The 24899-nt window shown below is 69.7% G+C and carries 33 protein-coding genes; 17 read left to right on the top strand and 16 right to left on the bottom strand.

Annotated features, from left to right (window positions below):
• Positions 1–38: 38 nt before the first annotated feature.
• The 6 genes from soxY (at position 39) to JJB11_RS09335 (ending at position 5340) form a co-directional block, all read left to right on the top strand.
• Positions 39–494 (top strand): thiosulfate oxidation carrier protein SoxY, encoded by a 456-nt coding sequence (gene soxY, locus JJB11_RS09310; RefSeq protein ID WP_201168892.1) that lies wholly within the window; start codon positions 39–41, stop codon positions 492–494.
• 41 nt (positions 495–535) lie between these two features.
• Complete coding sequence (gene soxZ / locus JJB11_RS09315) at positions 536–847, top strand: thiosulfate oxidation carrier complex protein SoxZ (protein WP_201168895.1); 312 nt, start codon at positions 536–538, stop codon at positions 845–847.
• Positions 848–905: 58 nt separating this feature from the next.
• Entirely contained in the window at positions 906–1709 is an 804-nt protein-coding gene (soxA, locus tag JJB11_RS09320) for a sulfur oxidation c-type cytochrome SoxA (protein ID WP_201168898.1), read from the top strand.
• Positions 1710–1723: 14 nt separating this feature from the next.
• A complete protein-coding gene (gene soxX / locus JJB11_RS09325) occupies positions 1724–2395 on the top strand; it encodes a sulfur oxidation c-type cytochrome SoxX (protein WP_201168901.1) in 672 nt (223 codons plus the stop codon).
• Positions 2396–2456: 61 nt separating this feature from the next.
• Complete coding sequence (gene soxB / locus JJB11_RS09330) at positions 2457–4190, top strand: thiosulfohydrolase SoxB (protein WP_201168905.1); 1734 nt, start codon at positions 2457–2459, stop codon at positions 4188–4190.
• A 31-nt stretch (positions 4191–4221) separates the two neighbouring features.
• A complete protein-coding gene (locus JJB11_RS09335) occupies positions 4222–5340 on the top strand; it encodes a YeeE/YedE thiosulfate transporter family protein (protein ID WP_201168907.1) in 1119 nt (372 codons plus the stop codon).
• A 62-nt stretch (positions 5341–5402) separates the two neighbouring features.
• On the opposite strand, the gene JJB11_RS09340 is transcribed toward JJB11_RS09335, so the two are convergent.
• Genes JJB11_RS09340 through JJB11_RS09350 form a run of 3 tightly spaced genes read right to left on the bottom strand, consistent with a single transcriptional unit; the run spans position 5403 to position 6639 of the window.
• On the bottom strand, positions 5403–6077 hold the full coding sequence (locus JJB11_RS09340; RefSeq protein WP_201168910.1) for a DUF4286 family protein: 675 nt from the start codon (positions 6075–6077) through the stop codon (positions 5403–5405).
• A gap of 20 nt (positions 6078–6097) precedes the next feature.
• Positions 6098–6418, bottom strand: coding sequence for a hypothetical protein (locus JJB11_RS09345; protein ID WP_201168912.1), 321 nt, complete (start codon positions 6416–6418; stop codon positions 6098–6100).
• The gene (locus JJB11_RS09350; RefSeq protein WP_201168914.1) at positions 6418–6639 is read right to left on the bottom strand and encodes a DUF433 domain-containing protein; all 222 of its coding nucleotides are present in this window, start codon (positions 6637–6639) and stop codon (positions 6418–6420) included. Before JJB11_RS09350 ends, JJB11_RS09345 begins: the two co-directional genes overlap by 1 nt.
• A gap of 121 nt (positions 6640–6760) precedes the next feature.
• On the opposite strand from JJB11_RS09350, the gene JJB11_RS09355 reads away from it, so the two are divergent.
• Positions 6761–7654, top strand: a complete 894-nt coding sequence (locus tag JJB11_RS09355) for an RNA polymerase sigma-70 factor (RefSeq protein ID WP_201168916.1) — start codon at positions 6761–6763, stop codon at positions 7652–7654.
• A 75-nt stretch (positions 7655–7729) separates the two neighbouring features.
• Positions 7730–8194: a carboxymuconolactone decarboxylase family protein gene (locus tag JJB11_RS09360; protein ID WP_201168918.1), complete on the top strand. Its 465-nt coding sequence runs from the start codon at positions 7730–7732 to the stop codon at positions 8192–8194.
• Between the two features lie 224 nt (positions 8195–8418).
• Here JJB11_RS09360 and JJB11_RS09365 read toward each other — a convergent pair whose 3' ends face one another.
• The 3 genes from JJB11_RS09365 to JJB11_RS09375 all read right to left on the bottom strand — a co-directional run bounded on the left by JJB11_RS09365 (position 8419) and on the right by JJB11_RS09375 (position 10136).
• Positions 8419–8886 (bottom strand): DUF3237 domain-containing protein, encoded by a 468-nt coding sequence (locus JJB11_RS09365; RefSeq protein WP_201168920.1) that lies wholly within the window; start codon positions 8884–8886, stop codon positions 8419–8421.
• Between the two features lie 52 nt (positions 8887–8938).
• Positions 8939–9775 (bottom strand): isocitrate lyase/PEP mutase family protein, encoded by an 837-nt coding sequence (locus JJB11_RS09370; protein WP_201168922.1) that lies wholly within the window; start codon positions 9773–9775, stop codon positions 8939–8941.
• Positions 9776–9860: 85 nt separating this feature from the next.
• Complete coding sequence (locus JJB11_RS09375; protein WP_201168924.1) at positions 9861–10136, bottom strand: hypothetical protein; 276 nt, start codon at positions 10134–10136, stop codon at positions 9861–9863.
• Positions 10137–10270: 134 nt separating this feature from the next.
• Between JJB11_RS09375 and JJB11_RS09380 the strand changes: the two genes are divergently transcribed.
• Both JJB11_RS09380 and JJB11_RS09385 read left to right on the top strand, forming a co-directional pair.
• Positions 10271–11263 carry a zinc-binding dehydrogenase gene (locus JJB11_RS09380; RefSeq protein WP_201168928.1) on the top strand — a complete coding sequence of 331 codons (993 nt, stop codon included), beginning with the start codon at positions 10271–10273 and terminating at the stop codon, positions 11261–11263.
• Positions 11264–11361: 98 nt separating this feature from the next.
• On the top strand, positions 11362–11796 hold the full coding sequence (locus JJB11_RS09385) for a hemerythrin domain-containing protein (RefSeq protein ID WP_201168931.1): 435 nt from the start codon (positions 11362–11364) through the stop codon (positions 11794–11796).
• Between the two features lie 15 nt (positions 11797–11811).
• Here the strand turns inward: JJB11_RS09385 and JJB11_RS09390 are convergent, their stop codons facing one another.
• The 3 genes from JJB11_RS09390 to JJB11_RS09400 are packed head-to-tail and all read right to left on the bottom strand — an operon-like array spanning position 11812 to position 13248.
• The gene (locus JJB11_RS09390) at positions 11812–12210 is read right to left on the bottom strand and encodes a phage holin family protein (protein WP_201168934.1); all 399 of its coding nucleotides are present in this window, start codon (positions 12208–12210) and stop codon (positions 11812–11814) included.
• A 52-nt stretch (positions 12211–12262) separates the two neighbouring features.
• Positions 12263–12628, bottom strand: a complete 366-nt coding sequence (locus JJB11_RS09395) for a hypothetical protein (protein WP_201168937.1) — start codon at positions 12626–12628, stop codon at positions 12263–12265.
• Positions 12628–13248, bottom strand: coding sequence for a M15 family metallopeptidase (locus tag JJB11_RS09400; protein ID WP_201964725.1), 621 nt, complete (start codon positions 13246–13248; stop codon positions 12628–12630). The genes JJB11_RS09395 and JJB11_RS09400 overlap by 1 nt, the downstream gene beginning before the upstream one ends.
• Positions 13249–13353: 105 nt before the next feature.
• On the opposite strand from JJB11_RS09400, the gene JJB11_RS09405 reads away from it, so the two are divergent.
• Both JJB11_RS09405 and JJB11_RS09410 read left to right on the top strand, forming a co-directional pair.
• Positions 13354–13650, top strand: coding sequence for a hypothetical protein (locus tag JJB11_RS09405; RefSeq protein ID WP_201168939.1), 297 nt, complete (start codon positions 13354–13356; stop codon positions 13648–13650).
• Between the two features lie 18 nt (positions 13651–13668).
• Positions 13669–14427 carry an RNA pseudouridine synthase gene (locus JJB11_RS09410; protein ID WP_201169214.1) on the top strand — a complete coding sequence of 253 codons (759 nt, stop codon included), beginning with the start codon at positions 13669–13671 and terminating at the stop codon, positions 14425–14427.
• A 16-nt stretch (positions 14428–14443) separates the two neighbouring features.
• On the opposite strand, the gene JJB11_RS09415 is transcribed toward JJB11_RS09410, so the two are convergent.
• A complete protein-coding gene (locus tag JJB11_RS09415; protein ID WP_201168942.1) occupies positions 14444–14920 on the bottom strand; it encodes a BON domain-containing protein in 477 nt (158 codons plus the stop codon).
• Between the two features lie 231 nt (positions 14921–15151).
• Positions 15152–16243, bottom strand: a complete 1092-nt coding sequence (locus JJB11_RS09420; protein ID WP_201168945.1) for an AbrB family transcriptional regulator — start codon at positions 16241–16243, stop codon at positions 15152–15154.
• A 120-nt stretch (positions 16244–16363) separates the two neighbouring features.
• Here JJB11_RS09420 and JJB11_RS09425 point away from each other — a divergent pair, with 120 nt between their 5' ends.
• Positions 16364–16744 (top strand): nuclear transport factor 2 family protein, encoded by a 381-nt coding sequence (locus JJB11_RS09425; protein ID WP_201168949.1) that lies wholly within the window; start codon positions 16364–16366, stop codon positions 16742–16744.
• Between the two features lie 6 nt (positions 16745–16750).
• Here JJB11_RS09425 and JJB11_RS09430 read toward each other — a convergent pair whose 3' ends face one another.
• The 3 genes from JJB11_RS09430 to JJB11_RS09440 form a co-directional block, all read right to left on the bottom strand.
• Complete coding sequence (locus JJB11_RS09430; RefSeq protein ID WP_201168957.1) at positions 16751–17332, bottom strand: CBS domain-containing protein; 582 nt, start codon at positions 17330–17332, stop codon at positions 16751–16753.
• A gap of 289 nt (positions 17333–17621) precedes the next feature.
• Positions 17622–17849, bottom strand: a complete 228-nt coding sequence (locus tag JJB11_RS09435) for a hypothetical protein (protein ID WP_201168960.1) — start codon at positions 17847–17849, stop codon at positions 17622–17624.
• A gap of 43 nt (positions 17850–17892) precedes the next feature.
• Positions 17893–18288 (bottom strand): response regulator, encoded by a 396-nt coding sequence (locus tag JJB11_RS09440; protein ID WP_201168962.1) that lies wholly within the window; start codon positions 18286–18288, stop codon positions 17893–17895.
• A gap of 280 nt (positions 18289–18568) precedes the next feature.
• Here JJB11_RS09440 and JJB11_RS09445 point away from each other — a divergent pair, with 280 nt between their 5' ends.
• The 4 genes from JJB11_RS09445 to dbpA all read left to right on the top strand — a co-directional run bounded on the left by JJB11_RS09445 (position 18569) and on the right by dbpA (position 22675).
• Entirely contained in the window at positions 18569–19405 is an 837-nt protein-coding gene (locus JJB11_RS09445; protein ID WP_201168976.1) for a phytanoyl-CoA dioxygenase family protein, read from the top strand.
• A gap of 74 nt (positions 19406–19479) precedes the next feature.
• Positions 19480–20568, top strand: coding sequence for a mandelate racemase/muconate lactonizing enzyme family protein (locus JJB11_RS09450; RefSeq protein ID WP_201168979.1), 1089 nt, complete (start codon positions 19480–19482; stop codon positions 20566–20568).
• A 24-nt stretch (positions 20569–20592) separates the two neighbouring features.
• Positions 20593–21240 carry an RraA family protein gene (locus tag JJB11_RS09455; protein WP_201168980.1) on the top strand — a complete coding sequence of 216 codons (648 nt, stop codon included), beginning with the start codon at positions 20593–20595 and terminating at the stop codon, positions 21238–21240.
• A 40-nt stretch (positions 21241–21280) separates the two neighbouring features.
• On the top strand, positions 21281–22675 hold the full coding sequence (gene dbpA, locus JJB11_RS09460) for an ATP-dependent RNA helicase DbpA (RefSeq protein WP_201168982.1): 1395 nt from the start codon (positions 21281–21283) through the stop codon (positions 22673–22675).
• A gap of 174 nt (positions 22676–22849) precedes the next feature.
• Here the strand turns inward: dbpA and JJB11_RS09465 are convergent, their stop codons facing one another.
• Positions 22850–23845: an aldo/keto reductase gene (locus JJB11_RS09465; RefSeq protein WP_201168984.1), complete on the bottom strand. Its 996-nt coding sequence runs from the start codon at positions 23843–23845 to the stop codon at positions 22850–22852.
• 58 nt (positions 23846–23903) lie between these two features.
• On the bottom strand, positions 23904–24683 hold the full coding sequence (locus tag JJB11_RS09470; RefSeq protein WP_201168986.1) for a hypothetical protein: 780 nt from the start codon (positions 24681–24683) through the stop codon (positions 23904–23906).
• Between the last annotated feature and the right edge of the window lie 216 nt (positions 24684–24899).

The raw sequence follows: 24899 nt of genomic DNA on the forward strand, positions 1-24899 counted from the left end.
GCGCATGAGAGTCGGCTTGAATTTTTTGGAGAGCAGCAATGCAGAATCGACGTGAAACCCTCAGGCAGTCGCTGGCCGTTGCGGGACTGCTGGGCGCCACCGGCCTGTTCCCGCAGTACGCGCTGGCGTTCAACAAGACCGCCTTCGATGCCAAGAGCATCGCGGACGCGCTGAAGGCCTACGGCGCCTCGGCCCCGGTGGAGAGCAAGGACGTGACGCTCACCGCACCGGAGATCGCCGAGAACGGCGCCGTGGTGCCGGTGGCCGCAGCGTCGTCGCTGGCCGGCGTGAAATCCATCCTGCTGCTGGTGGAGAAGAACCCGAACGCGCTGTCGGCCAAGTTCGACGTGACGGACGCCGTCGAGCCGAACTTCGCCACGCGCGTGAAGATGGGCCAGACGTCCGACGTCTACGCCGTGGCCATCACCGCCGACGGCAAGGCCCACTACGCCAAGAAGGAAGTGAAGGTCACCCTCGGCGGTTGCGGCGGCTGATCGTCCGCACCCGTTCCACCTTATTCCAGGAGCAATTCATCATGGCAGATCCGATGCGCATTCGCGCGCAAGCCAGCGGCGACAAGGCCGTGGTCCGCGTCCTCATGGCCCACGAGATGGAGACCGGCCAGCGCAAGGACAGCGCCGGCAAGATCATCCCGGCCTGGCACATCACCGACGTGACGGCGTCCCTCAACGGCAAGCAGGTGCTGGCCGCCGAATGGGGCCCGTCGGTGTCGAAGAACCCCTTCCTGCAGTTCACGATCAAGGGAGCGAAGGCCGGCGACAAGGTCGCTATCACCTGGAAGGACAATCACGGCGATTCGCGCACCGACGAAGCGACCGTGAGCTGAGCACCCTCGTGCGTGGGAAGTCGGGGAGCAGTACACCAACGAGCAAGGAGACACGAGGATGAGAACGATCCACCTGCTGGCGGGCCTGGCGCTTGCCGGCGCGGTCGCCGGAGCCTGGGCCCAGAAGAACGCCACGGAGGCGGCGATCGACGAGTACCGCGCCATGCTGGCCGACGGCAACCCGGCCGAACTGACCGAGGCCAAGGGCGAGGACCTCTGGAAGCGCAAGCGCGGACCCAAGAACGCTTCGCTGGAGACCTGCGACCTGGGCAAGGGCCCCGGCGTGGTGAAGGGCGCCTTCGTGCAACTTCCGCGCTACTTCCCGGACACGGGCAAGGTGCAGGACCTGGAGACGCGCCTGGTCACCTGCATGGAGCGCATCCAGGGCTTCGACGCCGCGCAGATCATGAAGACGCCGTGGGGCAAGGGCGAGAAGGAGAACGTCGACGCGCTGGCGACCTACGTCGCCGGCCAGTCCAGGGGCATGGCGATCAAGGTGCCGCAGGACCAGCCGATGGAGCGCGAGTACTACGAGGTGGGCCGGCGCATCTTCTTCACGCGCGGCGGCACGCACGACTTCTCGTGCGCGACCTGCCACGGCCAGGACGGCAAGCGCATCCGCCTGCAGGACCTGCCCAACCTCACGAAGAACCCCGGTGACAACGCCGGCTTCCCGGCCTGGCCCGCATACCGCGTGTCCACGGGCGACATGTGGACCATGCAGCACCGGCTGAACGACTGCTTCCGCCAGCAACGCTTCCCCGAGCCGAACTACGGCAGCGACGCGCTCACGGCCTTGTCCGTCTACCTCGGCGTCAACGCCAACGGCGCCAAGTCCACCGCGCCCGCCCTCAAGCGCTGAACGGGAGAAAAGCGATGAAGAAGACTGCATGGATCCTTTCCGCGGCGGCCGTGGTGGCCGCCGCCGTCGCCGGATGCGCCGCGCTGCCCTCGGCTGGCGGCGCGGGCAGCGCCAGCCTCGACCAGGAAACGCAGCGCATGCTGAGCACCGGCTTCCACGACCACGGCATCGCGAAGATGGACCGCATCACCGACGTCGACGACACGGTGAAGGCCTGCAACGCCGCGGACATCGCCGGCAAGCCGCTCGACGAAGCGACCGCCAAGCGCATCGAGCAGGAGAACTTCAAGAGCATCCAGTGGCCGAGCGATGGGAAGTTCCTGGGCGACTGGAAGAAAGGCGAAGCCATCGCGCAGAGCGGGCGCGGCCAGACCTGGAGCGACGACGCGAAGGCGGCCAGCGGCGGCAACTGCTACAACTGCCATCAGATCACCAAACAGGAGATCTCCTTCGGCACGCTGGGCCCGAGCCTCTACAACTACGGCAAGCTGCGCGGCGTGGCCGACCCGAACAGCGCGGCGGCCAAGCCGGTCGTGGAATACACGTGGGGCAAGATCTGGAACGCCAAGGCCTACAACGCCTGCTCCAACATGCCGCGTTCCGGCCACATGGGCAACCTGAACGAACAGCAGGTGCGGGACATCATGGCCCTGCTGCTCGACCCCCACTCGCCCGTCAACCAGTAACGTGCGCCTGCGGCGGCCCCGCGGGGGCCGCCTTGCCCCATCCCTCGGCGATCACTGAATCATGAATCTCTCCAAGCGCGAGTTCCTGCAGGTGCTGGGTGCCGCCTCCGTGGCCGACATGGGGCTGGGCCGCTGGGCCTACGCCGACGCCGCCACCGCAGGCGACGCGCTGTACGACGTGCCGCGCTTCGGCAACGTCTCGGTCCTGCACATGACCGACTGCCACGCGCAACTGAAGCCCATCTACTTCCGCGAGCCGAACGTCAACCTCGGCGTGGGCGCCATGAAGGGCAAGCTGCCGCACCTGGTGGGCGAGCAGCTGCTGAAGGCCGCGAACATCCCGCCGGGAAGCGCCGAGGCGCATGCGCTCACCTATCTCGATTTCGAGACGGCGGCGCGCCGCTACGGCAAGGTCGGCGGCTTCGCGCACCTGGCGACGCTGGTCAAGCGCCTGAAGGCCAGCCGCCCCGGCGCGCTGCTGCTCGATGGCGGCGACACCTGGCAGGGCTCCGCCACCGCGCTCTGGACGAAGGGCCAGGACATGGTCGACGCGGCGAAGCTGCTGGGCGTGGACGTGATGACCGGCCACTGGGAGTTCACGCTGGGCATGGACCGCGTGAAGGAGATCGTCGCCAAGGACTTCGCCGGCAAGGTGGACTTCATTGCGCAGAACGTCAAGACCGCCGACTTCGGCGACCCGGTGTTCAAGCCTTACGTGATCCGCGAGATGAACGGGGTGCCGGTGGCCATCATCGGCCAGGCCTTCCCGTACACGCCGATCGCCAACCCGCGCTACATGGTGAAGGACTGGGAGTTCGGCATCCAGGACGACAACATGCAGAAGATGGTCGACGAGGCCCGCGCCAAGGGCGCGAAGCTCGTGCTCGTCCTCAGCCACAACGGCATGGACGTGGACCTCAAGATGGCCAGCCGCGTGTCGGGCATCGACGCGATCCTCGGTGGCCACACGCATGACGGCATGCCTGTCGCGTCCATCGTCGCCAACGCGGGCGGCAAGACCATCGTGACCAACGCGGGGTCGAACGGCAAGTTCCTCGGCGTGCTCGACTTCGACGTGAAGAACGGCAAGCTGGCGGACTTCCGCTACCGGCTGCTGCCCGTGTTCGCCAACATGCTGGCGGCAGACGCGGCGATGGATGCGCTGATCACGAAGATCCGCGCGCCCTACGACGCCAGGCTGGCCGAGCGCCTCGCCGTCACCGAAGGCACCCTGTACCGGCGCGGCAACTTCAACGGCTCGGGCGACCAGCTGCTGCTCGATGCACTGATGGACGTGCAGGGCGCGGAGATCGCGTTCTCGCCCGGCTTCCGCTGGGGCACGACGCTGCTGCCCGGCCAGGACATCACCCGCGAGTGGCTGATGGACATGACCGCGACCACCTACTCCTACGCCACCGTGACGCCCATGACGGGCGAGACGATCAAGACGGTGCTGGAGGATGTCTGCGACAACCTGTTCAACCCGGACCCGTACTACCAGCAGGGCGGCGACATGGTGCGCGTGGGCGGCCTCGAATACGCGTGCGATCCCAACGCGAAGATGGGCAGCCGCATCCAGGACATGCGCCTGAACGGCAAGCCGATCCAGGCCTCGCACACCTACAAGGTCGCGGGCTGGGCGCCGGTGGCGGAGGAAGCCGCGCATGCCGGCAACAAGCCGGTGTGGGACGTGGTGGAGCAGTGGTTCAAGGCGCAGGGCGGCAAGGTCGCTGCGCGCAAGGTGAACGTGCCGCGCCTGATCGGCGCCGTGCCCAACGCGGGTTACGACGCCTGAGGGCCCGTCGCACGGTCCTAGAATCGGCGGCATGACGTCCGCCGAGCTGAACGCGCTCACCACCGAAGTGCTGTGGGCCGCGTTCGGCGTGTCCCTTGCCTTCGGTGCGCTGGTGCAGCGCACCGGCTTTTGCACCATGGGTGCGGTGAGCGACGCGGTCGCCTTGGGCGACTTCACGCGCCTGCGCCAATGGGCGCTGGCGGCCGCGGTGGCGACCCTCGGCTTCGGCGTGCTGGCCACCCTGGGCGTGCTGCGGGCGCCGCAGACCCTCTATGCCTCGACCCGCTGGCTGTGGCTCTCTGGCCTCGTCGGCGGCGGGCTGTTCGGATTCGGCATGGTGCTATCTTCCGGCTGCGTGAGCAAGACGCTGGTGCGCGTCGGCGGCGGCAGCCTGAAGTCGCTGGTGGTGCTGCTGGTGGCCGGCATCGCGGCCTTCGCGACGCTGCGGGGCGTGACGGCGGTGTGGCGCGTGGACACGGTGGATCGCGTAGGGCCCGACTTCGGCGTGAATGCCGACGTCGCGACGCTGCTGGCGCAGGGGACGGGCCTGTCTCCGGCATCCGCTTCGCTGCTGGGCGCGGTGGCCGTCGGCGGTGCGCTGCTTGCCTTTGCGCTCGCCTCGCGCGAGTCGCGCCGGCCGATCAACCTGCTCGCGGGCGCGGGCATCGGCGTGCTGGTGCTGGCGATGTGGTGGATCACCGGTCACCTGGGCCACCTCGCCGAACATCCGCAGACGCTGGAGGAAGCCTGGCTCGCCACCAACTCGCGCCGCGCCGAAGGCCTGAGCTTCGTGTCGCCCACGGCCTTCGCGCTCGACTGGGTGATCTTCTTCAGCGACGCCAGCAAGCGGCTCACGGTGGGCGTCGTGACGGTCGTGGGGGTGATCGTGGGATCGGCGGCGATGGCGCTCGCGCGGCGCAGCTTCCGCTGGGACGGCTTCGCCGGCACGCCGGACCTGGGACATCACCTCGTGGGTGGCGTGCTGCTCGGCGTCGGCGGCGTCACAGCGCTGGGTTGCAGCATCGGGCAGGGCGTGACGGGCTTGTCGACGCTGACGCTCACGAGCTTCGTCGCCGCCGCGGCCATGATCGCCGGCGCGGTGCTCGGCGTGAAGTACCAGGAGTGGCGGCTGGAGCGAGGGACTATCTGAGCGCCGCATAGCGGCAATGACGGCCCTTCTTCATGCGTCGGCTGACCCGCTTCGGCTGCGCCTCAGGCCGTGAGTTCCGAAGCGACCAGCGAATAACTTTCCATGTAGGTCGCGCGGGTCATCTCGCGCGCGCCTCGGTCCGCCATGCCGCGTTCCAGTTTCACCGCGATGCCGTGCACGGCCTCGCTCTCGTACCCCGTGACGATCAGCGCGGAGTCGACGCTCGCATCCGCGCCGCGGATGCGCTGCTCGTTCGTCATGGCGGCAGCGGCCGCGCCTTGCAGCAAGTGCGCGCTGCCGAGCCCCGTCATCGTCGGAACGCCGCCAAGCGCATCGCGCAACAACCATTCCTGCAACTCCGCTGCGCGACCCTCGTGCGCGGAAAAGCGCAGCAGGCACGCCGTGCCGCCCTGGCCGAAGCCGAAGCTGCCCACCACCTTGCACAGGCCCCGTTGCATGCCACGGTAGTGCGGCATCATCTTCCGCGTCCAGGGGCTCGGGCTGTTCAGCCGCGCGAGATACGCTTCGGACGCCAGCACCGCGAGGTGCTGCACCTCGTACAGCACCATGTAGCGCGGCTGGCCTTCGCTCGCGACCCAGCGCGTGCCGCGCAGAAAGCCGGGAATCGACAGCCGCTCGGGCAGGTGTTCGTGCGTGTGCCAGCGGTCATGCTCCTCGACGGCGCCGTCTTCGACGTCGAAGGAAAGGAGCATGGCGGCGGATCCGAGGAGGGGCATGGGAGTAGAGGGAGAACGGATCAATCCACAGCAACTTCGACGTAAATGCCACGGGTTGCGGTGTCCAGCGCCGCCAGGATTTTCGTGGTGGCGGTTCGGATCCGCGGCCAGCTGGTCGTCGAGAGAACGACGACCGCCAAGCGGCGGCCGGTGAGGTTCTGCTGGTACTGCAGGTTCTTGTCGGTGGTCACCAGGATGTCGAAGCCACCCTGGTCGGCGGCCGCGATGAGAGCGCCATTCTGCAAGGTGCTCCAGCCCAGCTCGTAGGCGGTCTCCACCGAATGGTTGGCCAGTGCGTGTCGCAGCGGTGCAGGCGTGCCCTGGTCGAACAGGATGCGCACTAGACGACCGCAGCAGAACCGCGCGCAGCGTGCTCCAGTACGGCACGAGCCTGTTCCAGGGACACCCCCGGGAACCACTGGACGAACTCCTGGATGGAAGCGCCGTCCTCCAGGTTCTGGAACAGCGCGGCAACGGGAACGCGCGTGCCTCGGAACACCCACGCACCACTCACGCGGCTCGGGTCCTGTTCCACGGCAGGACAGGCGGACCAATCGATCATGCGATCGATGCTAGCACTTGGCCGCTGCGCGTCAATGCACCCAGCATGCGTTGGCTCACACCGCCTTGAGTCGGCAGCAGCGCCCCTGTCACAATCCCGCCCTCTCGTTCGTCTTCATGGCATGAACCCTCCTGCCCAGGCGGCGGATGCCCGCCACGATGGTTTCGAGGCCCTGCGGCCGCGCCTGTTCGGCATCGCGTATCGCATGCTCGGCCTGCGCGCGGATGCCGAGGACGTGGTGCAGGATGCCTGGTTGCGCTGGCGTGACACGGACCCGGCTTCGCTGCAGTCGGCCGAGGCGTGGCTGGTCACCGTGGTCACGCGGCTCGCGATCGACCGCCTGCGCGCCGCGAAGCTCGAGCGCGAACACTATGTCGGCGAATGGCTGGCCGAGCCGCTGGTGGCCTTGGACGAGCACTCGCCCGAGCGCATCGCCGAGCGCGCCGACGAGCTCTCCCTGGCCTTGCTGCACGTGCTGGAACGACTCGGCCCCGAGGAGCGGGCCGCCTACCTCCTGCGCCAGGCCTTCGACTACGAGTACGCGGAGATCGCTGCCATCCTCGGCAAGACGGAGCCGGCGATCCGGCAGTCCGTGCACCGCGCGACCGAGCGTGTGCGGCTGGAGCGGCCGCGCTTCGAGGTGTCGCGCGACATGCACGTCCAACTGCTGCAGCGTTTCGTCGCTGCGGCGAGCTCGGGCGATCGCGCGGCCATCCGCGCGCTGGTCGCGGACAACGTCGCGACGATCGGCGACGGCGGCGGCAAGGTGCCCTCGGTGCGCGGCGGCATGCATGGCGGCGAGCGCGTGACGAACCTGTTCTGGGCGCACTACCTGCGCCTCGGTCCGCGCATCGCCTGGCGCATTGCCGACATCAATGGCGCGCCGGGCCTGCTGCGCTTCATCGACGGCCAGCTCGAATCGGCGCAGCAGGTGGAGACCGACGGCGAGCGCATCGTCGCGATCTACTCCGTGCGCAATCCGGACAAGCTGGCGCGCATCGCTGCGGCGCCTTAGCCTGTCACAACCGCGGCGCCCTGGCCGTCTTGTCTACGGAAGCGCCGTGCTTCCATCCGAACAGGAGTGATCAGAATGTCCCAGCAAGCCCGCCTGGCCTACCAGGCGCTCGCCCCGCAATCCACCCAGGCGCTGGTCGCCTTCTCCCGCGCCGCCGCGCCGCACATCGATGCGCGGCTGCACGAACTGGTGAACCTGCGCATCTCGCAGATCAACGGCTGCGCGTTCTGCATGGACATGCATGCCGCCGCGCTGCTGAAGATGGACGTGCCCCCGCGTGCGCTGCACGTGCTCGCCGGTTGGCGCGAAGCGGGGCGCCTCTTCAGCGACCGCGACCGCGCCGCGCTGGCCTGGGTCGAAGCCGTGAACGCCGTACCGCAGCGCGCGCCGAGCGACGCGGAGTTCGAGGAAGCGCGCAAGCAGTTCAGCGACCAGGAACTGGCCGAACTCACCTTCGTCGTGGGTGCGATCCGCGCGTGGAACATGCTCAATGCGAGCTTCCACATGCCGGTGCCGCAGCAGCCGTACGAGGCGCACTAGCGATCAGAAGCTGTGAATGAATTGATCGCGCCCACGACGGTACGCCTCAGGGCGCAGGCGTAGGCGCGGCCCGCCGTCCAGGCTGGCCGCCCGGACAAGGGGCGCAACACCCGCATGTGCCCTGAGGCGTGCCGGCCCGAAGGGCGAGCCTGGGGCTGCGAGCGTCAACGAAACTCTGCCGCCAGGAAGGCTCGCGTGGGTGTGAGCAATTCGTTCGCAGCTTCTTAATCCATCTGGAAGAACGTCATGCGCACCTCGTCGGGCCGGCGCACGCCGGTGCCCACGAAGACGCGCTCGTTGATCCAGGCCAGCGAGGGTGCCGAAGTTTCGAAGCTCGGCACGCAGCGGAAATACACGTCGGCGGGATCGACCGGCTCGCCGCGAACGAGCCTGGCCGTCACCTCGGGCGCGGCCACGCGAATGGCGCGATTCGCCACGAACACCAGCTCGCCGGCCTCGGTCTCGATCACGTAACGCGCATCGAGCTGCGCGAGCGTGGGTGACACGATGGCCTGGAAGTCCGCGCCGCCGGACAGCACGCGGCCCGTCCAGCCCTCGCCCTGCACCTCGCCCCCGACGATGGGGATGACGCGCCGGTTGCCGGCAGGTGTCGAGCCGATCTCGTGGGGCGTGCCGACGCGCACCGACAGGTCGGCGAACCAGCGCAGTTGGGGAGGGGCCAGGGGAGTCATGCGGGCAGGTCCGTTGGGAAACGAAGCGGCACGATACCCGAACCCGTGCGGATCAGCGCGCCGCCGAGCCGAACAGTGCGTTGAGCTCGGCGCCGGAGGCCGCGTCGGCTAAGGCGTCGAAGCGCCCTTCGTGCACGATGCCCTGCACCGCCCGCTGGAAGCCACCCCAGGCACTGCGCGCGAGTGCCCCGCCGAGGCTGATGCGCCGCACGCCGAGCGCCGCGATGTCCTGCACGGTCAGTTCCGTGGCGGACCCGACCAGCAGGTTCACCGGCTTGGGCGCCACTGCCGCGACGACCGCGGCGATCTGCTCGCGGGTGCGGATGCCGGGTGCGTAGAGGCAATCGGCGCCGGCATCGGAGTAGGCACGCAGGCGGCGGATGGCGTCGTCGAGGTCGGGCCGGTTCACGAAGAAGTTCTCCGCCCGTCCCACCAGCAGCGTGTCGCCGCCGGCCGCATCGATCGCCGCGCGCGCCGCGCGCATGCGCGCGACGGCATCGGGGAGGTCGCGCAAGGGCGCATCGGGGTTGCCGGTGGAGTCCTCGATCGAGAGCGCGGCCACGCCAATGTCGATGGCGCGGCGCACGTTGCGCGCGACGCCGTCGGCATCGGTCGCGAAACCCGCCTCGAAGTCGGCGTTCACCGGCAAGCTGGTGGCGTCCACCATCTCGCGCAGGTGGAGCAGCTCCTCCTCCAGCGTCATCTGGCCGTCGGCCTTGCCGTGCCGCCACGCCGCGCCGGAACTGGTCGTGGCGAGTGCGGGAAAGCCCGCGTGCTGCAGGTACTTCGCGCTGCCGACGTCCCAGGGGTTGGGCAGGACGAAGCAGCCGGCGGCATGCAGTTCGCGAAAGCGGCGGCGGCGCGCAGTCGGGTCGGAAGCGGCGGACATGGGACCTCCAGGCAGTGGCTCGCCATTCTGCCCGCGTTGCGGGGGAACTGTCGCGGGGGCGCGTGCAGTCCGCCGGCCCGCGTGGTCACTGCGGCGGCGGACCGCCGAAGCCGCGCCGCGTGAACCGGCGCAGCACGCGCCACGCGTCGAGCGTGACGAAACCCGACCAGACCAGCGCCATCACGAACAGCACGCCCGCCATCGCCGTCACCGCCGGTTCGTCGGAGGTGAACGTGAACCAGCCGATGACGACCACGGCGGCCCAGGGCGCCGCGTTCATCACGATGGCGGCGAACCAGGTCCGGCCCGGACGCGCCAGGGAGGCCGCGCCGCGGATGCGGTGCTCTGTCTGCTTTCGCATGCGTTTGCTCGGGGTGAGAAGCGAATCATGCAGCACCTTCGTCGCCCGAACGCCGCCCCGGGTTTCCTGCATGGACACGGCGGGATCGCGCGCTTAACTTGGCGCCTTCCGCAAGCGAGACCCACGGGGATGCCATGCAGTCGTACTGGATGCTGATGAGCGAAACCGCGACGCAACTGGAAGTGCGCGAGGTGCCGGTGCCGGCTCCCGGGCCGGGGCAATTGCTGGTGCACGTGCGCGCTGCCTCGCTCAACCGCGGCGAGTTCGTGGTCGGCCACGGCCTGCACGGCAAGGCCGGGTCGTGGAAGGCCATCGGCGGCGAATCGGCCGGTGAGGTCGCCGCGCTGGGGCAGGGCGTCGCGGGCTGGCGGGAAGGCGATCGCGTGATGGGCCGCTGCGCCGGCGGCTTCTCGGAATACGCGCTGATGGATGTGGGCGAGGCGATGCCGGTGCCGGCCAGCTTGTCGTGGGAAGAGGCGGCCTCGATTCCGCTGGTGTTCCTCGTCACCTTCGACATGCTGGTGCTGCAGGGTCGGCTGAAGGCCGGCGAGTGGGTGCTGGTGAACGGCGTGTCCTCCGGTGTCGGCGTGTCGTCGCTGCAGCTGGCCAAGGCGCTAGCCGCAAAGGTGATCGGCACCTCGGGCTCCGCCGCCAAGCTGGAGGCGCTCAAGCCCCTGGGGCTGGACGTGGGGCTGGCCACGCGGGCAGCGGACTTCGCGCCACGGGTGATGGAGCTCACTGGGCAGCACGGCGCCGACCTCGTGATCAACACCGTCGGCGGCACGGTGTTCGCCGAGGACATCCGCGCGATGGCGTTCGAGGGGCGCCTGGCCACCGTCGGCTACCTCGACGGCGTGCTGGAGGCGCCGCTGGATCTCGGCGCCTTGCATGCGAAGCGGCTGGTCCTGTTCGGCGTCTCCAACAAGCTGCGCACGAAGGCGCAGAAGGCGGCCTCGGTGCCGCGCTTCGTCGCGGAGGTCCTGCCGCATTTCGCTGCCGGCCGCATCCGGCCGCACATCGACCGCGTCTACGCGTTCGGGCAGCTCGAGGAGGCGAAGGCGCGCATGGAAGCGGGCGGGCACGTGGGCAAGATCGTCCTGCGCGCCCCGGCCGCCGGTCACGGCTGAGCCTCGCACCAGCGTAGTCCTACATCAATGCGCGGGCGCCGCTCGATGGCGTCCGTGCCCTCGTCGCGTACCTTGGTGTGCTATCCAAGGAGAACACGATGGCTCAACAAGATGCTTGCACCCTGCTCGATGCCGACCACAACGAAGTGATCGGGATGTTCGAACAGTACAAGGCCGCGCACGACGCGCGCCGCCACGAACTGCTGGCGTCGCAGATCGCGCAGAACCTGGTGGTGCACATGCAGATCGAGGAGGAAATCTTCTATCCCGCGTTCCAGCGCGCCACCGGCGACGAGGCGCTGCTGCAGGACGCGATCAGGGAGCACAACGAAGCGCGCGAGCTGATCGCGCAGATCGACAAGGACCGGCGGAACGCGAAGCTGATGCTCGCCCTGGAGGACAACATCCTCGACCACGTGAACGACGAGCGCGAGAAGATGTTCCCCAAGGCGCGCGCGACGCCGGGCATGGACCTCATGGCACTGGCGGACCAGCTCGAGGCCCGCAAGTCGGAGCTGATGGCGGCCGCCTGAGCGTCGGCCGGGGGATCAGAGCCAGACGGTCCCCTGCGGCATCTGCACTTGCGAGCCGGGGTCGCCCAGGCTGACCAGCGCACCGACCACGAGGCTCACGAACGCGATGAAGAGGCTCGCCCAGAAGGCGGTGCCGAAGCTCGCGATCGTGAAGCCGCGCACCAGGCGCGCCACCAGCATCAGCACCAGCGCATTGATCACCAGCAGGAACAGCCCGAAGGTGATCAGCGTCAGTGGCAGCGTCAGCACCACCAGCACCGGCCGCACGATCGCATTGGCCAGTCCGAGCAGCAAGGCCGAGATCCATAGCGATCGGGCATCGGCGAAGTGCAGGCCCCGGAACACGCGATCCGCGAGCCAGAGGGAGAAGGCCGTCAGGGCCCAGTGCAGGAGGAAGGTGACGAGGTGCGACATGGTTCGCGCGGAGCATAGCGGCTCCGCGCCCGGGCCGCCGGCGCGCCTCGCCTTACTTCGACCGATGGTCGCCCGGCTCGGGCAGCGGCGGGCGGCGCGCCAGCGCATCGCCCGCGGGCGGGATCCGCGCCCAGGCATTTGCTCCCGGCGGCAGGCTGGGACGCAGCAGGCGCCAGCCCTTGGCCTCCATGCACCTGCGCACCTCCGGTGCGACCGGCTGGCTCGCCTGCGCCGGCGTGGCGGCCGCGCTGGCGCAGGCCTGGTAATCCGCATCGGCGCGCTGGCAGCCAGCGAGCGACAGCAGGACGGCGCAGCCGGCGGCAAGGGCGAATGCGCGGATCCGGCGCGACGCTGGGGGCGTGGCGGCGCCTGGCTGCACGCCGCACGCACGGGCGATGGACGCGGCCGCGCGTGCCATCACTCCACGCGGGTGAAGTGCTGGCGCACGTGCTGCCGGTCCAGCATCTCGAAGTGCCACCATTCGTTGGCGATCCCCTGGAAGCCGCTGCGCAGCATCACGCCGCGCAGCAGTTCGCGGTTGCGCACCTGCTGCGGCGTGAGCCTGCCGGCTTGGAGGTGCTGCGCCTCCAGCCGGGGATGCGACAGCTCGTTCATCTCGTCGTAGCCGCTGCCCATGTCCAGCTCGCGGCCCTGCGCGTCGACGAGCGTCGCGTCCAGCGCCATGCCGAAGGAGTGGATGGACCCTTGCGCCGGATCAGCCACGTACTGGCGCAGGTCCGTGCCTTCCAGGTGGTCCCACAACAGGATTTGCACGCGATGCGGCCGCAGCGCGTCCAGCACCAGCAGCCGGTGGCCCGGGGCTTCGCGGTCCAGCAGCGTCACCGCGCTTTCCAGGCCGCGGGCCGCGAGATGGTGCAGCCAGGCGCAGTCCATGCTGCCGTACAGGTTGTGGCCGACGAAGTTGTCTTCGCCCGCATAGCGCAGGTCCACCGCGAGGCCGGGCAGGGTCGGGAGGTGACGGAAATCGGGGTGGGAAGCGATGTCTTCGCAGCGCATCGGTGGGGTGGGAATCTCCAATCCTGCGAGGATAGCCGCTCCCCCGCCGGGCCGGGCAGGGACTGTGGTGCCGATGCGAAGGCCGCTCGTACAATGCCCCTGGCAGCACCACCCGCGACGCACACCATGACCTTCATCCTCTCCCACCAGCTGCTGGACGAAATTCTGCAGAATCAGCGCATCAAGTCCAACGATCTCGCGGGCATCGACAAGCTGTTCGGCGGCGCCGACGGTTACTACTGGTACCACACGCTGCGCCACATGTGCCCGAAGAACGAGGTGCTGGTGTGGAACAGCGCGGAAGACCTGCGCGCCGCCGTGCAAGGCCACGAGAACCGGACGGCGGAGGAGGACGAGGTGAAGCCGCAGCAACTGCAGGACGCGCACTTCGCCGCCATGACGGGCCTGCTCGCGGTCCGCTGACATCGCATGGGCGCCGGCATGGCCGGCGCGGCATTTCCGGAGCGCGCATTGGAACAGCAACCCGAGACGCAACCGCAGCGCCTCTCCCGGATCGTGGCCGCCATCGCTGCGTGTTCGCGCAGCCAGGCCGAGCAGTACATCGTGGAAGGCTGGGTGCGGGTCGACGGCAAGGTCGTGGACGTGCCGCAGGAGCGCGTGCGACCCGGACAGCGCGTGGAGCTCGCTCCGAACGCGCGCCTGCAAGCCGCCGGACCCGCCACCCTGCTCGTGCACAAGCCCGCGGGCATGCACGGCGCACAGGCGCTTGCTTCGGTGGGCGCGGCGACGCACTGGAGCGGCGATGCTTCCGGCATTCGCCGCATCAAGAGCCATGGCGTCGGGCAGGTGGAACTGCTCCCGCTGCCGCCGCCGGCAAGCGGGTTGGCCGTGTTCAGCCAGGACGGGCGCATCGTGCGCAAGCTCACCGAGGACGCGCTGCTGGTCGAACAGGAGCTCGTCGTGGAGGTCACGGGCACCATCGTGCCCAATGGTCTCGAGCGCCTGGGCCGCGGCTTCGTACTGGAGGGCCGCACGGTGCCGCCCGCGCGCGTGAGCTGGCAGAGCGAGGCGCGCCTGCGTTTCGCAGCCAAGGGCATCGCGCCGGACCGGGTACCCGCGATCTGCGCGCACGTGGGGCTCACCGTCACGGCCATCCGGCGCCTGCGCATCGGCCGCGTCGCGCTGGCCGGCCTGCCGCCAGGGCAGTGGCGCTACCTGGCGCCGGCGGAGCGCTTCTAGGGAGCCTGCTCCTGGCTCAGGGCCTCTCCACCGCGTAACGCGGGGGCGCCTGCGTGCCCACCGAGAGCAGGTTGACCACGCCCATCACGTCGTCGACCAGCAGCACCGATTTCTCCATCGCCTCGGCCTGCGCCGGCGTCTGCACGCAGCCCATGAGCGTGACCAGCCGGCGCTCGCCCAGCACCCACACGCTGGTGTCGTCGAAGCGGCCATCGCGCTGGATGTACTGCTTCACGCGCGGGATGATCTCCTTGTCGTACAGGTAGGAGTTCGGCAGCCGGCAGCGGCCCGAGTAGTAGCAGCTCGTGCCGTGCTGCGCGCGCACGTGTTCTGCCTTGCGCACCTCTTCTTCCGTATAGCCGGGCGGCCGCGGAACCGGACAGCCCGGCAGCGCGGAGGTCACCTGCAGGAACGGGTCGTCGAAGGCATTGCGGCGCTCTTGCGCGCAGGCCGCTGTCGCGAGCAGGAGCGTGGCGAGGAGGACGGTTCGCATGTAGCTTCGGTGCAGGGCAATGGAATGGGCCCGATCTTCGCACTGCGGCGCAGAAGCTGGGGTTCGCCTGCGGCTCACCACCAGCCTACGGTTCGCCTGCGCCTCACCACCAGCCTACGGTTGGTGCGGCTCACCACCAGCCTACGGTTCGCGGCGCGGCCGGCCTTCGTAGGCTGGCGGTGAGCAACGCGAACCCCAGCGATCCTGCGGCCCGCCGCATGCCCGCCCCGCTCAGACCCGGTGCTTGCGCCGGTGCAGGTGGCTCGCCAGCGTGCGCGCAATCGTCGGCCCCGTGGCCATGACGAACAGCATGCGCAGCACCTGCATGGTCAGCACGAAGGGGACGTCCACCGGCGTGGACGCCGCGATGATCGCCACCGAGTCGGCGCCGCCGGGGCTGGTCGCGAGGTAGGCGGTGAGCGGGTCCACGTGCGCCCAGCGCACCAGCGCCGCGGCGAAGGCGCCGCAGGCGAGGATCAGCAGGAAGATCGCCGCCAGCACCTGGGGCAGCGACTTCAGCGTGACGCGCAGCACCTCCCGGTTGAATCGCATGCCGATGGTCCAGCCCACGAAGGCATAGGCCACCGCGAGCATCAGCGGCGGCAGTTCGATGTGGATGTGGGCGAAGTCCTGCAGCACGAACCCGGCGAGCATCGGCAGCAGCAGCCCGCCCGCGGGCAGGCGCAGGCGCGCGCCGATGACCGCGCCGCCCAGCGCGACCGCGAGCGTGGCGAGCAGGCCGCCCCAGTCGCCCGGCGGCTGCAGCAGGGACGCGCTGACGGCCGCGGCGGGCGCGGCCCCGCTGCTGCGCATCCACCAGTGGGCGACCAGCGAAGCCGTGAACGAAACGCACACCACCCGCAGGTATTGCATGAAGGCGACCAGGCGCACGTCCGATCCGTGCGCCTCCGCCATGATCATCATCGCGGAGGCCGCGCCGGGCGCCGAGCCCCAGACCGCCGTGTCGCCGGGCAGCACGTTCCAGTGCGACAGCGCCCAGCCGAGCGCGTTCGCCAGCACCGTGACCGCGAGCACGCCGACGATGAAGACCAGCCAGTGCTCGGACAGCGTGGAGAGGATGGACACCGGCACGCCGCGCGCGATGAGGCAGCCGATGACGCCTTGCGCGCCGACGAAGCCCAGCCGCGGCACGGACACATCCGAGCCGGAGAGCGCCATCAGGATCGCGGCGACCATGGGTCCCAGCAGGCGGGCCGCCGGCACGCCGGTCGCGTCGAAGGCGATGGAGAGGACGATGGACAGCAGCACCAGGACGGTCCACCGCAGTTGTTGTCGGGTGGGCGTCAGTCGGCGGCGGTGCATGCGGATTCCTGCACCGATTATCCCTGCTGTGCCGGTGGGCCATGACCCGCGACGTCATGGACCCGCGTGCACGCACTGCGAAGAATCGTGTCCATCGATTCCCAACCCAAGGAGCCCACGATGGAAACGCTTGCCGCCTACGAACGACTGGTCGACGCGCATCTCGCAGCCTATTGCGAGCCGGACGCCGCGCGCCGCCTTGCGCTGGTCCGCGAGACCTGGAGCGTGGAGGGCCGGCTGGTGGACCCGCCGCTGGAGGCGCGCGGCCACGCCGGCATCGCCGACCAGGCCGCGACGCTGCTGTCGCAGTTCCCCGGCCACCGCTTCGAGCGCACCAGCGCGCTCGACCTGCATCACCAGTTCCTGCGCTACGGCTGGCGGCTGTGCAATCCCGCGGGCGAGACCGTTCTCGCCGGCGTGGACTTCATGGACCTGGACGTGGACGGGCGCATCGCCCGCGTGGTCGGCTTCTTCGGCGCGGAACCCGCCGTGAAAGCCTGAGGCGCCTCAGAGCAGCGCGGCCTCGATCTCGGCGAAGGACTTCGCCTCGGAGGGCAGTTGCAGCGGCATTCCGAGCTGGCGCGCGATCTGCGACAGCGAGATGATGCCGCGCACCTCGCGCTGCCCGTCGGGGCCGACCTGCACGACCAGGGCATGGTGCCGGCGCGCGCGCTGCAGGCTCGCCACCACCTGGCCGACGCGGGCCGATTGCACGGCGTGCATGTCGAAGGCTTCCAGCCGGTCGGCCGGCGTCATCACGTCGGAGACGAGGATTTCGTCGTGGCGGATGCGCCGCTCCTGCGCGACCGCGACCGGCTTTTCGCCGAGGATGTCGTTGGTGGTGATGATGCCGGCCAGCGACTGGTAGTCGTCCATCGCCAGCAGCATGCGCACCCCGCGCCGCATCATCAGCGCGTGCGCACCGTCCATGGTCTCGCGCGGCGACACCACGGCGGCGGAGACGCGCTTGAGGTCGGTCATCACGAGCACGGCCGGCGAGTCGAGCGTCACGCCGGGTTGCCCCTGTTCGGGACGACACACGCGGATGGTGCCGATCTTCGGCAGGACGGGCAGCGCGCTATAGGCCATGGAAAGGACCTCCTTGTCCCATGGACGCCATGATGTCCCCAATGGTTCCCCGCGGCAAACCCTTGCGTCCGCAAACCTTGCTGCCTGCGCGGAAATTACCTCGCAGGACGATAAAATGGGTTGCGCATGCACCAGGATGGCTTCGCAGCCGATGCCGGTCGCAACGGATCAGCAGGCGCGTGGAAGCAGCCGGTGGCGAGCTGCGCACCGGCAGCATGCGTGCTCGACCGTAGTACTCGTCGACGATGTCGAACGCCGCCGCGCCCGTGGCGGCGTCGCGCAGCGCGGGTCAGGGCGAGCGATGCAGGCGCGGCGCGGACAGGGCCTGCAGGCTCTGGGCGATCGCCACGTCGACATCCGGCCACCGGCCGGCGAGCTGCGCGGCCGCCAGGGCTTTCTGCAGCGCCTGCAGCTCCCGCACGCCGGGGGCGACCTTCACCTGCGCGATCGCGGCCGCGGGATTGCCGGCGCGCAGCAGCGCCATCACCTTGTCGGGCCAGGGAGAGGGGCGGGCCACGGGACTTCCAGGAGTGGAGGAACCGGCATTGTGCCGTCCGCGCTCAGTCCGCCGCGTCCTTGTCCGCAGCCGACGCTGCGACCTGCGCCAGCCAGGAGATGAAGCCGGCGGTGTCGGCCTTGTCGAACGCCGCTTCCGCGCCGAGGCGCAGGCAGTGCGCGCGGATGCCCTCGCTCATGTAGCCGCTGAAGCCGACGATGCGCGCCTGCCCGCGGTTGGCCGCCGCGTGCGCAATGACCCCGAAGCCGGAACCCTGGTCCAGCATCAGGTCCGCGATGCACACGTCCCACTCGCCCGGGTGTTCGGTCAGCCAGAGCTTCGCTTCCGCCTCGGTGGCGGCTCTCCCGACCAGCCGCAAGCCGCCGATGGAGGACAGCAGCTCCCCGATCAGCGCGTGCATGCTGGCCAGGTCTTCGGCGAGAAAGACCCGGAGCTCCATGGCTTCAATGACGACTAGGGAAATTGTTGCGCAGCGGCGTGCCGACCCGACATCGACGGGGTGTAACTGCGGTCCCGGCCCACACGGGCCGTCGGCATCCGCCGGCCGGGGATACGGCGTGGTTCGCTTGACACAGCCATGGCACCGTGCGCGACGACGGGCGGCAAGCACCGTCGTGGCTGGGCGCGGGCGAGGCCGGCCGTGGCATTTTCACGCATGCACCGCGAATGCTTCCACGGCCGAGCTCGCTGCAGTGCGCAGCCTGCTACGTTCCGCGCCCATGATCGAGCAGAAGGAAGCACCGCTGGTGCAGGTGGAGGCGAGCGTGGCGGCGCTGCGCCAGGACGGCATCACGGCCTGCCGGGGCGCGTTTGCGCGCGAGTGGGTCGAGGCGCTGCGCGAAGACATGATGACCTGCTTCTGGGACGCGATCCAGCGTCCCGGCGGGGCAGTCGGCCGCGGTCCGCGGCGCTGGTACGTGGAGGCGCATCCGCAGTCCTTCCGCGGCTTCGCGGACCTGGTCACGCACCCCTGGGTCGCGGCGATGTGCGAAGCCGTGCTGGGCCCGCGCTACGAGATCGTGGAGATCGGGCTGGACGTGCCCTTCCAGGGCGCGCAGTACCAGCCCTGGCATCGCGACTTCCCCTCCCCGCGCGAGACGTACGAGGACAGGCGCATCACCTCGCTGGCCTTCAACGTCAGCGGCGTCGACGTGACGCCCGACATGGGCCCGCTGGAAGTGGCGCACGGCACCCAGTGGGAGCGGGGCCGCGACTGGCAGGCCGGCATGTTCCCGCCGGCCAGCGAGCTCGCGCGCTACGACGGGCTGGCCGTGCGCAAGTTCCCGCAGGCCGGGGACATCAGCTGCCGCTCGGCGCTGACCATCCACCGCGGCACGGCGCACGCTTCGCCCATCTGCCGGCCCGTGCTGGTCCTGGGCGTGGATGCGCCGGGCGCCGGCCACGCGGCTTTGCATGACGTGATGGTCACGCGGGAGTACTACGAAGCACTGCCTGTGCTCGCGCGCGAGCACCTCGTGTGCCGCGTGGTGGACCAGCTGGTGCCGATCGTGCAGAAGCACCAGATCGAGGGACTGGTGATGGGCGCGCGGCCCTGAAGCAGCGGCGCGCTGTCGCGCGCTCAAGGTAAACCACGTTGGCGCGCGGGCGGCCGTTCGCATAATAGCCGTCCATGGCTGTCCTCACTGCAATCGAGCCGGGCTACTACCGGCTTCCCCTTCCCACTGCCCTCACCGATTCCATGCACGGTGAGATGCTGGCCTTCGAACTCAATACGGTGCGCGTGCGCGATGCCGACGGGCAGGAGGGCGTGGGCTACACCTTCACCTGCGGCCGCAATGGCGCGGCGATTGATGCCGTGCTGCGCCGCGACTTCCCGGAAGTCGCGCTCGGCCTCGATGCCGATCGCATCGAGTTCCTGTGGCAGCGCCTGTGGTGGGCTTCGCACTACGGCGGCCGCGGCGGGCCCACGGTGCTGGCGCTCTCGGCGCTGGACATCGCCTTGTGGGACCTGAAGGCGCGCCGGCTCGGCCAGCCCTTGTGGAAGCTGCTGGGCGGCCACGACCCGCGCGTGCGCTGCTACGCAGGCGGCATCGACCTGCAGCTGAGCACGCAGGACCTGCTGCGCCAGACCGATGGCAACCTGGAGCGCGGTTTCCGCGCGATCAAGATGAAGGTGGGACGCGAGCGCCTGTCGGAAGACGTCGCGCGCGTCGCCGCGATGCGCAAGCACCTGGGGGAGGGCTTTTACCTGATGGCCGACGCGAACATGAAGTGGAGCGTGGACCAGGCGATCCGCGCGGCCCGCGCCTTCCAGCCTTACGACCTCACCTGGCTGGAGGAACCCATCATCCCCGACGACGTGGCGGGCCACGCGCGCGTGGTGCGCGAAGCCGGCATCCCGATCGCCGCGGGCGAGAACCTGCGCACGCTGTGGGAGTTCAAGCAGCTGGTCGCCGAGGGTGGCGTCACCTTCCCGGAGCCGGACGTCACCAACTGCGGCGGCATCACCAGCTTCCTGAAGATCGCGCACCTGGCGGAGGCCTTCAACCTGCCGGTCACCTCGCACGGCGCGCACGACGTCACCGTGCACCTGCTGGCCGCCGTGCCGAACGGAGACTTCCTCGAAGCGCACGGCTTCGGGCTCGACGCGTACATCGCCGAGCCGCTGCGCATCGAGGAGGGCTGCGCGATCGCGCCCGACCGGCCGGGCCACGGCATCGCGTTCGACTGGGACAAGCTGCAGGCGATCCGCGCCTGAACCACCATGACAGGAGAAGAAACGATGGATCGCTGGAGCGAACGCCTGGGCCGCTGCTACACAGGCGTCGTGCACGACGTGATGCGTGCAATGGGACTGCGCGACTTCACCCTGCCGCCCGAACTGCGGCCGCTGTTCCCCGAGTTGCGGCTCGCCGGGCCGGCCTTCACCATCGACGGCCGCGTGGACCCGCGCGCCGATGCGCACGAGACGCTGCTCGCCTGGACCGGCCTGCTGTCGAAGGCGAAGCCCGGGCACATCTGGGTGTCACAGCCGAACGACCGCGTGGTCGCGCACATGGGCGAGCTCTCGGCCGAGACGCTCAAGAACAAGGGCGTGCTGGGCTGCGTCGCGGACGGCTACGTGCGCGACGTGGAGTTCCTGATCGCGATGGGCTTCCAGACCTGGTCGCGCGGCTTCACGCCGCGGGACATCGTCGGCTACTGGCTGCCGCGGGCCGTCGACGTGGACATCCGCATCGGCGACGTGATCGTCGCGCCCGGCGACTACCTGCTGGGCGACCGCGACGGGCTGGTGCGGATTCCGCGCGCGCGCATGGACGACGTGCTGGACGAGGCGGAGACCGCGATCGCCACCGAGAACAAGGTGCGCACCGCGATCCTCGCCGGCGTGGACCCGCAGAAGGCCTACCTGGAGTTCGGGAAGTTCTAGCGCCGGGCGTGCGCACATCGGCGCTGTGGAATGATGCGGGATGCCCGCCCCGCACCCGACCGCCTTCGACACGCTTCCGCTTGCCCCCGCCACCCTGGAGAACCTGAAGCGGCTGGGCTACCTGGAGATGACCGCCATCCAGGCCGCAAGCCTGCCGCCCGCCCTGCTGGGCAAGGACCTGATCGCGCAGGCGAAGACCGGCAGCGGCAAGACCGCGGCCTTCGCGCTGGCGCTGCTCGCCAACCTCAACACCCGCCGCTTCGCGGTGCAGGCGCTGGTGCTGTGCCCCACGCGGGAGCTCGCCGACCAGGTCACCACCGAGATCCGGCGGCTCGCGCGTGCCGACGACAACATCAAGGTGGTCACGCTGTCCGGCGGCGTGCCGCTGCGTGGCCAGACCACCAGCCTGGAGCACGGCGCACACATCGTGGTAGGCACGCCCGGCCGCGTGATGGACCACCTCGATCGCGGCAACCTGCAGCTGGACGCGCTGAACACGCTGGTGCTGGACGAGGCGGACCGCATGCTGGACATGGGGTTCGTCGATGACATCGCGAAGGTGGCGCGGCAATGTCCGCCGCAGCGTCAGACCCTGCTGTTCTCCGCGACCTATCCGGAAGGCATCGCGAAGCTGGCGGCGCAGTTCATGAAGAACCCGGTCACCGTCAAGGTGGAAGCGCAGCACGGCGGCGAGCAGATCGAGCAGCGCTGGTACGAGGTGCGCGAGTCCGAGCGCCTGACCGCCGTGGCGCGCCTGCTGGACCACTTCCGTCCCGCGAGCGCGCTCGCCTTCTGCAACACCAAGGCGCGCTGCCGCGAACTCGCCGAGCTGCTGCAGGCCCAGGGCTACAGCGCGCTGGCGCTGCACGGCGACCTGGAGCAGCGCGACCGCGACCAGGTGCTGGTGCGCTTCGCCAACGGCAGCTGCACGGTGCTGGTGGCCACCGACGTCGCCGCGCGCGGCCTCGACGTCGCGGGACTCGCGGCGGTCATCAACGTGGACGTGACGCCTGACCCCGAGATCCACGTGCACCGCATCGGCCGCACGGGCCGCGCGGGCGAGAGCGGCCTGGCGCTCAACCTCGCGAGCCTGGACGAGATGGGCGCGGTCGGCCGGATCGAGCAACTGCAGGGGCGGCCTTCGGAGTGGCACGCGGTGTCGGAGCTCACGCCGGCCGCGGGCGGGCGCCTGCTGCCCGCTATGGCGACGGTGCACATCCAGGCCGGCCGCAAGGAAAAGATCCGTCCCGGCGACGTGCTGGGCGCGCTGACGGCGGACCTGGGCTACACGCGCGAGCAGGTCGGCAAGATCGACATCAACGAATTCGCCACCTACGTCGCGGTGGCGCGCGACATCGCGAAGGACGTGGTGGCGGGGCTGAACGCGGGCAAGGTCAAGGGCCGCAGCGTCAAGGCGCGGTTGCTGAACGATTGAGGGATTGGAAGCTTGGGTGGTGACCGAGGCAGGAGAATGCAGAGTGCGCAGAGGTTACGCAGAGGACGCAAAGGAAAACCTTGAAAGGAACACCTTTCGATGTCTTCTCTGCGTCCTCTGCGTAACCTTTGCGTCCTCTGCGTTCTCCCGCTCGAACAAGCACTAGCTGCCGCCCTACCGCTCGCTATCCAGGTGCGCCAGCTGCGCCTGCGGATAACGCCCGCCTTGCGCCGACCCCTTCGGCACGGCCTGCTCGATCGCGGCGAGGTCCGCATCGCCGAGGCGCAGCGCCAGTGCGCCGATCGCCTCCTGCAGCCGCTCGCGCTTGCGCGCCCCGATCAGGGGCACGATGTCCTTGCCTTGCGCCAGCACCCAGGCGATCGCGACCTGCGCCACGGTTGCATCGAGTCCTTGCGCGACCTTGCGCAGCGCTTCCACGAGTTGCAGGTTGGCTTCGACATTGCCTTGCTGGAAGCGCGGCGAGGCGTTGCGGAAATCGCCTTGCGCCTTCTGCGCCGGGTCCCAGTGCCCGCTGATGAGGCCGCGCGAGAGCACACCGTAGGCGGTGATGGCGATGCCCAGCTCGCGGCAGGTCGCGAGGATGCCGTTGTCCTCGATGCCGCGCGAGATCAGCGAGTATTCGATCTGCAGGTCGGCGATGGGGTGCACGGCCGCGGCGCGGCGGATCGTGTCGGCGCCCACCTCCGACAAGCCGATGTGGCGCACGTAGCCCGCCTTCACCATGTCCGCGATCGCGCCGACCGTGTCCTCGATCGGCACATCGGGGTCGAGCCGCGCGGGCCGGTAGATGTCGATGTGGTCCACCCGCAGGCGCTGCAGCGAGTAGGCGAGGAAGTTCTTCACCGCGTTGGGCCGAGCGTCGTAGCCGTTCCACTGGTGCGCCGGGTCGCGCAGCGCGCCGAACTTCACGCTGATGAGGCAGTCCTCGCGCGAGCGGCTGGCGAGCGCCTCGCCGACCAGCATCTCGTTGTGGCCCATGCCGTAGAAGTCGCCGGTGTCCAGCAGGTCGATGCCGGCGTCCAGCGCGGCGCGAATCGTCGCGATGCTCTCCGCGCGATCGGCCGGCCCGTACATGCCCGACATGCCCATGCAGCCGAGTCCGAGCACCGACACCGAGGGCCCGGTGCGGCCGAGATTGATCTTGTCCATGGCGTTTTCAGGATAGCAAAGGCGCACGCAGCCGGGGGCTCGCCGCGCCCGCCGCGCTTCACGTCGCCAGCGCGGCCGTCCACTCGAGCAGACTGGGCAGGGCCGCGCGGGGCGCACTGAAGTGATCGCCCGGTACGGCCACGAACACGCTCCTGGCGTTCTTCGGCGCCGAAGGAAAGAGCGTGCCGCGTGCGTATGCGAGGATGTTCTCCGATTCGCCCACCGCCATGAACAGCGGCAGGCCGGCGGGCAGCTCGCGGCACGAACGTGTCATCGAGCCCAGGCCTTCCGCGTCGAAGTACGAGAGGTACGCGTTCGCGCTGGTGCGCACCTGGCGCGAGCGGCCCTGGTTCGTGTCGGGGAACGAGGCCTTCTCCTCGCCTGCACCGCGGGCGATCATCTCCCGCGCCTTCTGCACGCCGGGTGCCACCTCGCGCTGGAAGCCGCGCGCCTCGGGCACGTGTCCCGGCGACAGCGCGAACACGCCAGCCAGCGGCCGCCGGCTCGCGGCATAGGCGAGCGCCGCGTTCGCGCCCAGGCTGTGGCCACCCACGACGAGACGGGTCGCGCCATCGGCCTGCAAGTCCTTGCACGCCGCGGCGATCTCTTCGAGTGCGGCGGGATAGGGGATGTCGAACTCGCGGCGCTGCGACCATGCCATCTCGGGCGTCGCCACCTTGCAGCGGGCGGAGCGCAGTCCCTGCGCGATGTCGTACACGCCGTTCGGCCGCCCCTGCTTGCCGTGCAGCACGACCACGCCCGTCACGCCGTCCGCGGCGCGCGTCGAAGGGAAGGCGCCCAGCGAAGACAGCCAGGCCAGCAGATCGCGTCGTTTCATGGCGGCTCCTGCGAGAACAGGCGCCACGATAGCCGCTCCGGCTGTGCGGCGTCGAGAAGCGATTTTGCACGGGAGCACGAACTCGTTGCCTCGTCGGAGGGCGGGGGCGTCGCGGCAGGCGGCGTGCGGTGCAGGCCCGCTGGGCATCGGTCGGCGCTGCGCGCCGACTCCCCTGGAAGCCGGTCCGGGCGGCGTCGCGCGGCACAACTCGCAGAG

This window comes from Ramlibacter ginsenosidimutans (assembly GCF_016654015.1).
GTDB lineage: Bacteria > Pseudomonadota > Gammaproteobacteria > Burkholderiales > Burkholderiaceae_C > Ramlibacter > Ramlibacter ginsenosidimutans.